A 10,178-nucleotide genomic window follows, 5' to 3' on the forward strand; every position below is an offset into this window, starting at 1 on the left:
GGCGGCGGCGTGCCGGGACACCAGGTCGGTCTGCGCGCCGAAGGACCGCACCCCGATGACGGGGTTGCGCGGATCGGTGTTGACGTCGGCGACAGGCCCGATGAGCACGTCGGCGCCCGCCGCGCGGACCCGGCGGGCAAGCTCGGCTCCGGTCGCCCTGGTGGCGGCGGGATCGTCGAGCGCGCCGAGCTGCGCGGCGCCGGGGACCGTGGATCCGGTGCGCGCCTCGAGGCGGGTGACGCTGCCGCCCTCCTCGTCGACGCCGATGAGCGCCCGCGGGTTGGCCCCGTGGATCGCGGCGCTCAGCGCGTCGAGGCGCGGCGAGAGGTTCTGCGCGAAGTACACGACGCCGGCGAGCCCGTCCCGTAGCTCCGCGGCGAGCCACTCCGGCAGCTCGGTGCCGAGGAATCCGGGCCACAGCACGCCGTTGGCGAGGCGGGCGAGCTCGTCGGCCGGGAGGGCGCGGGGGGCGGGGGTCATGAGGTCTCCTCGTCGATCCGTCGGCGCGGCGCGCCGCATTAAGCATCCACTACTAACAAACCCCGGTGCAAGCGTTCCGTGCCCTCCTGTGCGCCAAGCCCGGCGCAGGCGTCCTACGCTCGTCCCATGGGCAGAGCGCGCACGAAGGACACCGAGCACCCGGCGGCGCGACTGGGATCCGGCGGGATCGCACGCGTGGTGCCGGCGGAGTTCGGCGGCGGGTTCGAGCTGCTCATCGACGAGACGCCCCAGTCGCACGTGGACCCCGCCGACCCGACGCATCTGCACTTCGAGTACATCGTGCGGATGGGCGCGCTGATCGACCAGCTCGCCACCCCCGGCGCGCCGATCACCGCGGTGCATCTGGGCGCGGGGGCGCTGACCATCCCCCGCTACATCGCCGCCACCCGCCCCGGATCCCGCCAGCAGGTCATCGAGCTGGAGGCCCCGCTCGTCGACCTGGTGCGCGAGCACCTGCCGCTGCCGCGCGGCGCCGCGATCCGGATCCGCATCGGCGACGCCCGCGAGGGCGTGCGGCGGCTGCCTCCGGCGCTCGCCGGCGCGGTCGACCTGGTCGTCGCCGACGTGTACTCCGGCGCGCAGACGCCGGCCCATCTCACGAGCGTCGAGTTCTACGCGGAGCTGGCCGCCCTGCTCGCGCCGACCGGCGTGCTGCTCGTGAACGTCGCGGACGGCCCCGGGCTCGCCTTCGCCCGACGCCAGGTGGCCACGATCCGGACGGTGCTGCCCGAGGTCGCGATCCTCGCCGACGCGCAGATCCTGAAGGGCCGCCGGTTCGGCAACCTGGTGCTCGCCGCATCGGCCGCGCCGCTGCCGTCCGACGCACTGCCGCGCATCCTCGCCGCGGGCCCGCATCCGGCCAAGCTCGCGCACGGCGCCGAGGTGACGGCGTTCGCGAAGGACGCGGCGATCGTCACCGATGCGACCGCGGTCGCCTCCCCCCGGCCCGACGCCGGCCTGTTCCTGCGCTGACGCGCGCGCCCCTCCGCCGTCTCATCGCACTCACCGGTCGGGTCGGAGCCCCCCTCCCGCGGTCGGATCCACGGCACGCCTGGGGACCTTCGCGGATGCTCGGGATCCGCAGGCAGACTGGAGGACACGGCGAGCGGTACAGGAGGGCGGCGCGTGGGCTACATCAAGGGATACGACCCGGACTCTCTGCGTGAGCTCGTGGATCCCTCCGAGTGCGAGGCCCGTCTCGAGGAGATCGGCGACCAGCGCAGCCTCCCGTCGATGCTCGAGCGCGTGTGGCTGCTGAAGGTGCTCGGCCGCCTCGACGACGCGCTCGTGCTGGCCGACGAGGCGGTGCGCCAGGCGCGCATGGCCGGCACCCGCAAGGATCTGATCCGCGCGCGCGTGCTGCACGCGACCGTGCTGCAGTACCGGCGCGCGCACGCCGCCGCCGATCACGAGCTCGCCACCTGCGTGGCAGAGGCCGAGGGCCAGGGCTGGATCCCGATCGCCGCGTTCGCGCACCAGCACCGGGGCCGCAACGCCTTCGAGGCCGGCGATTACGAGCAGGCCAGGGAGAGCTTCAAGCGCACGCTGTTCCTGCGCCGGGAGGCGGGGGCCGCCGACAGCGAGCTCGAGGCGGCGCTGCTCGCCATCGAGACCGTGGAGCGCCACCGCGACCCGGTCGCCGTCAACGGCTGACCCTTCGCCGGCGCTCGCGTGTTACGGCCGTTCTGCAGGGACCGCCGCGCGTTCTGCAGGGACCGCCGTGCGTTCCGCAGGGACCGCCGTGCGTTCCGCAGGGACCGCCGTGCGTTCCGCAGGGTAACCGCCGCTCGGCGCCTGTCACGGCACCGGTCCGCGGCGGATTCCGGGCGCGTGTGCCCCGATGGTGGCCCGGCCTCCCTGCAGAACGCCCCGGCCTCCCTGCAGAACGGCCTGCCCTCCCTGCAGAACGCCCCGGCCTCCCTGCGGACCGCCGTGCCGCGGAGTGCGCCCGGATGTCCGGGGCATCCCCTAACGTGAGTGCATGGCCGAGTTGGAACGGGTCCGGGTCTGGGGCGAGGCGCTGATCCGGCTGCATCTGGATCCGACGTGGACGTTCGGCTTCGACAACGCCAAGCGCCGGGCGGGAGCCTGCAACTACCGCGACAAGCGGATCACGGTCTCGCGCTATCTCGCCGCGCGCTTCGACGACGACGAGATCCACCAGGTGCTGCTGCACGAGGTGGCCCACGCGCTGGCCGGCCACGACGCCGCGCACGGCACGGCATGGAAGCGCGTCGCCCGCTCGCTCGGCTACGTCGGCGGCACCACGCACCGCGGCGAGACCGCCGTCGAGCTCGCCCCCTGGGTGGGCCGCTGCCCTACCGGCCACGTGACCTACCGTCATCGCCGCCCGACGCGCGCGTCGTCGTGCGCGCGCTGCTCGCGCCGCTACGACGAGCGCTTCCTGCTGGTGTGGACGCGGCGCGAGATCACCGCGGCCGACCGCCGCGCGGCGGTGATGCCCCGATGACGCCGCGACCGCGACGGCACCAGGTGCAGCTGCGATTCCGCATCCGCGCGAGCGCCGACGCGGCGTGGGCGGCGCTGCACTCGCCCGCCGTGCTGACCTCGCTCTACGCCCCGGTGCTCGTGGTCGAGCCGCTCACGCACGCGGACGAGGGCTCGCTGCTGCACTCCGCCGTGCGGTTGCGCCTGTTCGGGCGGATCACGGTCGGCACGCAGCTCATCGGCGCCTACGACGAGACGCGCGAGCACCACGGCGAGACGGTGCGGATCCTCCGCGACAGCGGCATCCCGTTGACCGGGCCGCTCGCCTCGCTCGACATCTGGGACCACCGCATGGCCGTCTCGCCGCTGCCGGACGGGCGGGCGCTCTGGAGGGACCGCCTCGTGTTCGGCGGACCCGGATCCGCGCTGCTCCTGCCCGTGCTGTGGGTGGCGTGGCAGTGGCGCGGCCTGCGGATCCGCCGTCTCGCCCGCGGCTGGGACAGGGCCGCCGCCGAGGACGACGGCCCCGCGTCCGCAGGTCGTGCGCCGGTCAGTCGGCGGCGAGCGCCTCGACCGGGGCGACCCGGGTCGCCAGGCGCGTCGGGGCGACCGACGCCACGAGAGTGAGCACCGCCGTGGCCACGACGATCGCGACCACGGGCACCCAGGGGACGACCGGGGCGATGAGCCCCGCGGGCTGGAAGTCGGGCATCGACGGCACGGATCCCAGCAGCGACTGTGCCGCGATCCACCCGTAGGCGACACCCAGCACGAGGCCCGTCGCTGTGGCGGCGATCGTCACGTGCGCCGCCTCGAGGAGCACCATCCGGCGCACCTGCCGGTTGGTCAGGCCGATGGCGCGCAGCAGGCCCAGCTCGCGCCGGCGCTGCACGACCCCGATCGTGAGCAGGTTGACCAGCCCGACCGCCGCGATCACGGCGGAGACGGCGACGAGCACCATCATCACGGTGCCGAACACGTCGAAGGGGGCGAAGTACTCGGGCGGCAGCTGCTCCGCGCTCGTGCGCACCACGAGCGCCTTGGCCGACTCCATCGCCACCGCGAACATCGTCACCAGGGTGACGCCCATGACCACGCCGATCGCCATGCGGCTCGACCGCTCCGGGTGCCGCAGCGCGTTCTCGGCCGCGAGCCGGGCGGTGGCGCTGCGCCCGAACAGGCCCCCGACCATCCGCAGCACCGGCGGCATGATCAGCGCGGCGCCGATCGCGAGGCCCGTGAACGAGAAGACCCCGCCGAAGAACGCCACCACCACGCCGAGCGGCGAGGTCAGCCCGTAGACGACGCCGCCGGCGAGCAGCGCTCCGCCCAGCACGAACATCGTGATCGCGCCGAGGTGCCGCGAGGAGATGCTGCCGATCTCGGCGGCGCTGCGCTCGGCCGACCCGGCGAGCGCCTGCAGCGGCGTGACGGTCAGGACCCGTCGGGATCCGGCCCACGCAGCGAGCCACGTGGTGAGCGCGACCCCGACGGCCGGGATCAGCACAGCGGGCTGCAGCGGCGAGAAGCCGAGCGGTGCGTGCGCGAACGCGGCGGATCCGATAGCGATCCCGGCCCAGCTCAGCAGCACGCCCGCGACGAGCCCCAGGGCGGACCCGAGGACGCCGACGGCGAGCCCCTGTCCGGCCACCTCCGTGCGCTGGGCCTTCGCCGAGGCGCCGATGAGCCGCAGGAGCGCGATCCTGCGCGTGCGACCCGCGACGATCGTGGAGAACGTGTTCGCGGTGACGATCGCGGCGACGTACATCGCGACGGCGGTGAGCAGCACCGAGAGGATCTGCACGACGTACGCGAGGGTCTTGCTGTCGCCGATCGTCGGATCGCTCTGCAGAAGCGCGCCCAGGAAGGCGGTGGTGTCGACGAGGATCACGCCGAATGCGGCGGTGAGCGCGGCGACGAACACGCTCGAGCCCATTCCGCGCTCGCGGAGGAACGCGAGCCGCGACGGGGTCAGCGGCGTCTCCAGGAGCGTCGGCGCGACCGCGGTCATGCCGTCACCCCCACCGGGGCCGCCGCGGCGGGCGTGCCGCCCGACAGCATGAGGGCTGCGATCTCGTCGGCGCTGCGGCGCGGATGGTCGGCGACGATGCGGCCGTCTCCGAGGAACAGCACGCGATCGGCGTAGCTGGCGGCGATCGCGTCGTGCGTGACCATCGCGATCGACTGCCCCTGCTCGCGGCTCGCGGTCGAGAGCAGCTGCAGCACCTCACGGCCGGACGCGGAGTCCAGGTTTCCGGTGGGCTCGTCGGCGAACACGAGATCGGGCGCGGTGGCGAGGGCGCGGGCGATCGCCACGCGCTGCTGCTGCCCGCCGGAGAGCTGGTGCGGACGATGACGCAGCCGCGGGCCGATGCCGAGGATCTCGACGAGCGAGTCGATCCTCGCCCGCTCGATCGCCGAAGGGCGACGCCCGTCGAGCTCGAACGGCAGCAGGATGTTGCCGAGCGCGTCGAGGGTCGGCACCAGGTTGAACGCCTGGAAGATGAAGCCGACCCGGCGGCGGCGCAGGATCGTGAGGTCGAGGTCGCCGAGGCCGGTGATCTCGGTGTCGCCGATCCACGCGCGGCCGCGCGTCGGGGTGTCCAGGCCCGCCATGATGTGCATCAGGGTCGACTTGCCCGACCCGGATGCCCCCATGATCGCCGTGAACTGACCGCGACGGATCCCGACGCTGACGTCGTCGAGAGCACGCACCGCGCCCTCTCCGGATCCGTAGGTCTTGGTGAGGTGCTGGACGCGGGCTGCGAGTCCCAGGTCGCTCGTCGTGATCTCCATGGCTTCGACGCTACGGATCCGCCTCCGACCGGCGCGTCGGCCTCCGGGATCATCCGCGTACATCTGCAGGATGATCCCGGTGGTCCGGATCCCTCGACGAGGATCAGGCGGCGGGGCGCGCCGCAACGCCGCGTCGGGCGAAGCGCACGACGAGGATGACGGCGACGACGCCCGCGACCAGGGCGATCGCGCCGTCGCTGAGCCGCACGCCCACGCCCGCGACCGCCAGACCGCGCGCGAGGTCGAGGAGCACCGAGAGCACACCCGATCCGAAGCCCGCCATGCCCACGCCGAGATAGGCGACCGCGCTCGCGACGAGCAGCAGGCGGCGGTCCTCGCGGGCGATCGGCACGGCGCCGCGGATGCTGCGCACAAGAAGCCAGACCAGCAGCAGGAGCAGGCCGAGCACCCCGGCCGCGAGGCGCTCGGACACGATCTCCTCGGAGTGGTGCATCGCCGCGGCCGCGGCGCAGCTGCCGGCGTCCGGGAAGAACCCGAGGAAGTCCGCACACCGCGCAGCGGTGTACGTCACCCCGTTCACGTCCCCGGCGAGGAACGCGGGGCCGAGGAGCGCTTCGAGCGCCCACGAGACCAGCCCGCTGACGCCGATCACGACCAGCCCGAGCGCCACGACGAGCCATGCCCCGCTGAAGAGGCCGAGAGCGCGGCGGCGCGGCGACGGCGCCTTCGCGACCACGGCCGGGTCGCCGAACCGTGCGACGGCCGAATCGGCCGCGGCGTCGGCGGCCATCCCCTGCGCCTGCAGGGCTGCCTGCGCGTCGCGCAGGTGCGCGTCGGTCTCGGCCAGAAGGCGCCATGTGTCACGGCCCGCGCCCAGGCGGTCGGCGAGGCCGGCGACATAGCGGTCGATCGCGTCGCTCATCTCACACCCCCTGCCCGACCGCGGGTCGGATCGCACCCGCGGCGAGCGTCGAGGCCACGCCGTCCGCGAAGCGCCGCCACGCGCGTGTCTCGCGGGCGAGCTGCGTCGCACCGTCGGCGGTGATCGCGTAGACGCGCCGCCGGCGACCGTCGTGCACCCACTCGCTCGCGACGGCGCCGCTGCGCTCCAGCCGGTGCAGCGCGGGATAGAGCGAGCCCTCCGGCACGTCGAACTCGCCGCCGCTGGTCGCGCGCAGGGCTTCGGCGAGCGCGTAGCCGTGGGCGGATCCGCGCGCGAGCGTCGCCAGGATCAGCATCTCGAGGTTTCCTCGGAGTCGTTCGTCAGCCATGCGTCGACTTTACCCAGACTGTCGATGCATCGACAGTCTGGGTTCCTGAGAGTTCACCCTCAACGACGGCCGCGCTCGTGCCGATCCGGAGCGGCGCGAGCGCGGCACCGGATCACATCGACCCGGTCCAGGCGTGCGTCGAGACGCCCACGGCGTTCCAGGCGTTGATCACGACGATCAGCGAGACGAGGGCACCCAGCTCCTCCGGCGAGAACCGCGTCGCCGCAGCCGCCCAGTCCGCATCGGGCACGTGGGTCTCCGACAGGCGCGTGATGCTCTCCGTCAGCTGGAACGCCGCCCGCTCGCGGGCGGTGAAGAAGGGCGACTCCTGCCACACGGCGACCGCCGCGATCCGGCGAGCCGCCTCCCCCGCCTTCGCCGCGTCGCCCGAGTGCAGGTCCACGCAGTAGCTGCAGCCGTTGATCTGCGAGGCGCGCAGGCGCACCAGCTCCCGCAGTCCGGCGTCGATGCCGGCCGCGTCGAGCTCGCGGACCATCGCGGCGTCGAGCCCGGCGAGCGCGCGCGAGAAGCGCGGGGCCACCGTGTCGATGTCCAGACGCACCGGCACCGGGACGAGGTCCTCGTGCACGGCGGTGTTCTCGATCGTGTTCATGGCGTTCCTTTCGTCCCGTTCAGGATCCCGCCGGGGCGCACCATCCGTCCAACAGCTGGATCCGATCGCTATCATCTGTCGGAGAGATGGAACTGCATCAGCTGAGATACGTCCTCGCCGTCGTGGAGACCGGGTCCTTCACCGCGGCGGCCGAGGTCGTGCACGTGAGCCAGTCCGGCGTGAGCACGCAGGTGCAGAAGCTGGAGCGCGAGCTCGGCGTCGCCCTGTTCGACCGCAGCGGACGCCGGGTGACTCTCACCGACGACGGCCAGCGCCTGCTCCCCGTCCTCCGCGCCGCGCTCGAGGCGATCGGCGAGATCAGTGCGACCGCTGCGGATCTGCGCGGGCTCCTGCTCGGCTCCCTGCGCGTCGGCACGGTCTTCGGCCTCACCTGGCCCGCCTTCTACGACGCGCTCGCGGAGATCGGCGCCGCCCATCCCGGACTCGACCTGCGGCTGCGCGAGGACACCTCGAGCCGCCTGGCCCAGGCGGTGCGCCGCGGCGAGCTCGACGTCGCCCTCGTGGCCTGGGCGGAGCAGCCGCCGGACGGCCTCGAGGCCTTCGCGATCTTCGACGATCCGCTCGTCGCGGTGATCTCCCCCGATCACCCCTGGGCGGCGCGACGCAGGATCCGCCCGGCAGAGCTGGCCGGGATGGATCTCATCGCCCTTCCCGAGGGCACCGGCGATCGCGCGGCTCTGAACGCCCTCCTCGCCGGACTGCACGGGGCGACGGCGCCGCGCTGGGAGGTGTCCACTCCGGCAGTCGTGCAGAAGCTCGCCGTGCGCGGGCTCGGCGTCGGGGTCGTGAGCGCCGCGACCTGCCGGCGCTGGGACGACATCCGCGCCGTCCCGATCGACGCCCCCTCGGTGCGCTCCCGCCTCGGCGCCGTGTGGCGGCCAGGCCCGACGCGGGCCGCGCGCGCCCTCCTCGCCCTGTTGCGCGATCGGAGCGCACTCGCGGGAGCGCGTCGGGACGGATCCTGAGCCGGGGCCCGTCCCGCCGGGCTCAGTTGAGGCCGTGCTCGAAAGCGAACACCACCAGCTGCACGCGATCGCGCAGGGCGAGCTTGGTGAGGATGCGGCTGATATGCGTCTTCACGGTCGCCTCGGAGAGGAACTCGCGGGCCGCGATCTCGGCATTGGACAGGCCGCGCGCCGCGAGCGCGAAGATCTCCTTCTCGCGCTCGGTGAGGTCGAGGTAGCTCGGCGGCACCGGCACCTGCTCGGGAGCGGCGAAGTGCGCGAAGAGCTCCCGGGTTGCCGAGGCCGCGATCACGCTGGAGCCGGAGTGCACGGTGCGGATCGCCGCGAGCAGGAACTCCGGATCCGCGTCCTTCAGCAGGAAGCCGCTGGCCCCCTGACGGATCGCCCGTGCGGCGGCCTCGTCGAGGTCGAACGTCGTGAGCATGACGATGCGGGGCGGATCCGGCTCCTCCAGGATGAGGGCGGTCGCGGTCAGGCCATCCATGACGGGCATCCGGATGTCCATCATCACGACGTCGGGGCGCGTGGCCCGCACGACCTGGAGAGCCTCCTGGCCGTCACCCGCCTCGCCGACGACCTCGAGGTCGGGCTGGGAGGCGACGAGCATGCGGATGCCGGCGCGGAACAGCGCCTGGTCGTCGACCAGCACGACCCGGATCATCCCGCCTCCTCGTCCCGCGCGGATCCCCCGCACCTCTCAGAAGAGTCTGTCATCCTTCCGGCGCCGGTCTCGTCCGTCCCCGTCGCGGCCTCCGCGCAGACGGCGGGCGCCGCGGTCACGCGGGAGCCGGTCCGACGGGCAGGGCGGCGCTCACCACGAAGTCGGATCCCTCGTGCTCGGCCACCAGCGTGCCGCCCACGAGCTGCGCGCGCTCGCGCATCCCGATCAGGCCGTGTCCGCGCTCGGCCGACGTCTGGCGCGGCGTCGCCGGCACCCCGTTGCGCACCACGAGGTGCACCGCATCGGCGTACCAGCTCAGCCGCACGTCCACGTCGCCCGTCCCGTGCCGGATCGCGTTGGTCAGTGCCTCCTGCAGGATCCGGTACACGGCCAGCTGGATCGAAGCGGGGGGCTCCCCCGGCGGCGTGGGATCGACGGTCACCCGCGGCTCGACGCCGGCGGCGCGCACCTGCGCGTAGAGCGTCTCCAGGTCGGCGAGGGTCGGCTGCGGCCCCTCGCCCTCGCTGTGGCGCAGCTGCGCCAGCAGCAGCCGCACATCGGACAGCGCAGCGCGCGCGGTCTGGCCGATCGTGACGAGGGCGGCCGTCGCCTGGGCCGGATCCGCGGCCGCCGCGTATCGGGCCCCGTCGGACTGCGCGATCACGACCGCGAGCGAATGCGCGACGACGTCGTGCATGTCGCGCGCGATCCGCACGCGCTCCTGCTCCGCGACCGCCACCGCCTCCGCCCGCACCTGCGCCTCGCGGGTCCTCCGCCCGCGCAGCACGACCCGCCAGAGCAGTCCGCCGCCCCAGGCCATCACCAGGGTGAGCACCGACACGGTGCCGAGCAGCACCGCGACCAGCGCGACGCGCAGCCCCGTCTCGGCATCCTGGATCAGGGCCTGCTCGTTGATCAGGGACATGTAGATGCCGGCGAGG

General features: G+C 73.6%; 13 protein-coding genes. 5 read left to right on the plus strand and 8 right to left on the minus strand.

Annotated features, from left to right (window positions below):
• Positions 1 to 480: glycoside hydrolase family 3 N-terminal domain-containing protein (locus RL72_RS00555; protein ID WP_045248851.1), on the minus strand; the 480-nt coding region annotated here is incomplete at its 3' end.
• Positions 481 to 606: 126 nt separating this feature from the next.
• On the opposite strand from RL72_RS00555, the gene RL72_RS00560 reads away from it, so the two are divergent.
• The 4 genes from RL72_RS00560 to RL72_RS00575 all read left to right on the plus strand — a co-directional run bounded on the left by RL72_RS00560 (position 607) and on the right by RL72_RS00575 (position 3,576).
• The gene (locus RL72_RS00560) at positions 607 to 1,473 is read left to right on the plus strand and encodes a spermidine synthase (RefSeq protein WP_045248852.1); all 867 of its coding nucleotides are present in this window, start codon (positions 607 to 609) and stop codon (positions 1,471 to 1,473) included.
• Between the two features lie 153 nt (positions 1,474 to 1,626).
• A complete protein-coding gene (locus RL72_RS00565) occupies positions 1,627 to 2,154 on the plus strand; it encodes a hypothetical protein (protein ID WP_045248853.1) in 528 nt (175 codons plus the stop codon).
• Positions 2,155 to 2,482: 328 nt separating this feature from the next.
• Positions 2,483 to 2,971: a SprT-like domain-containing protein gene (locus RL72_RS00570; RefSeq protein WP_045248854.1), complete on the plus strand. Its 489-nt coding sequence runs from the start codon at positions 2,483 to 2,485 to the stop codon at positions 2,969 to 2,971.
• Positions 2,968 to 3,576 carry a hypothetical protein gene (locus tag RL72_RS00575; protein ID WP_175491254.1) on the plus strand — a complete coding sequence of 203 codons (609 nt, stop codon included), beginning with the start codon at positions 2,968 to 2,970 and terminating at the stop codon, positions 3,574 to 3,576. Before RL72_RS00570 ends, RL72_RS00575 begins: the two co-directional genes overlap by 4 nt.
• On the opposite strand, the gene RL72_RS00580 is transcribed toward RL72_RS00575, so the two are convergent.
• The 5 genes from RL72_RS00580 to RL72_RS00600 form a co-directional block, all read right to left on the minus strand.
• Positions 3,500 to 4,960: an ABC transporter permease gene (locus tag RL72_RS00580; protein ID WP_045248855.1), complete on the minus strand. Its 1,461-nt coding sequence runs from the start codon at positions 4,958 to 4,960 to the stop codon at positions 3,500 to 3,502. The genes RL72_RS00575 and RL72_RS00580 overlap by 77 nt on opposite strands.
• A complete protein-coding gene (locus tag RL72_RS00585) occupies positions 4,957 to 5,745 on the minus strand; it encodes an ABC transporter ATP-binding protein (protein ID WP_045248856.1) in 789 nt (262 codons plus the stop codon). Before RL72_RS00585 ends, RL72_RS00580 begins: the two co-directional genes overlap by 4 nt.
• 103 nt (positions 5,746 to 5,848) lie before the next feature.
• Entirely contained in the window at positions 5,849 to 6,628 is a 780-nt protein-coding gene (locus RL72_RS00590; protein WP_045248857.1) for a hypothetical protein, read from the minus strand.
• Between the two features lies 1 nt (position 6,629).
• Complete coding sequence (locus RL72_RS00595; protein WP_045248858.1) at positions 6,630 to 6,977, minus strand: PadR family transcriptional regulator; 348 nt, start codon at positions 6,975 to 6,977, stop codon at positions 6,630 to 6,632.
• A gap of 112 nt (positions 6,978 to 7,089) precedes the next feature.
• Positions 7,090 to 7,590, minus strand: a complete 501-nt coding sequence (locus RL72_RS00600) for a carboxymuconolactone decarboxylase family protein (protein WP_045248859.1) — start codon at positions 7,588 to 7,590, stop codon at positions 7,090 to 7,092.
• An 86-nt stretch (positions 7,591 to 7,676) separates the two neighbouring features.
• Here RL72_RS00600 and RL72_RS00605 point away from each other — a divergent pair, with 86 nt between their 5' ends.
• Positions 7,677 to 8,576 (plus strand): LysR family transcriptional regulator, encoded by a 900-nt coding sequence (locus RL72_RS00605; RefSeq protein ID WP_045248860.1) that lies wholly within the window; start codon positions 7,677 to 7,679, stop codon positions 8,574 to 8,576.
• 22 nt (positions 8,577 to 8,598) lie between these two features.
• Here the strand turns inward: RL72_RS00605 and RL72_RS00610 are convergent, their stop codons facing one another.
• Entirely contained in the window at positions 8,599 to 9,237 is a 639-nt protein-coding gene (locus RL72_RS00610; protein WP_045248861.1) for a response regulator, read from the minus strand.
• A gap of 115 nt (positions 9,238 to 9,352) precedes the next feature.
• Positions 9,353 to 10,178: sensor histidine kinase (locus tag RL72_RS00615; protein WP_156156648.1), on the minus strand; the 826-nt coding region annotated here is incomplete at its 5' end.

The organism is Microbacterium azadirachtae, from assembly GCF_000956545.1.
In the GTDB taxonomy this organism is placed as follows: domain Bacteria; phylum Actinomycetota; class Actinomycetes; order Actinomycetales; family Microbacteriaceae; genus Microbacterium; species Microbacterium azadirachtae.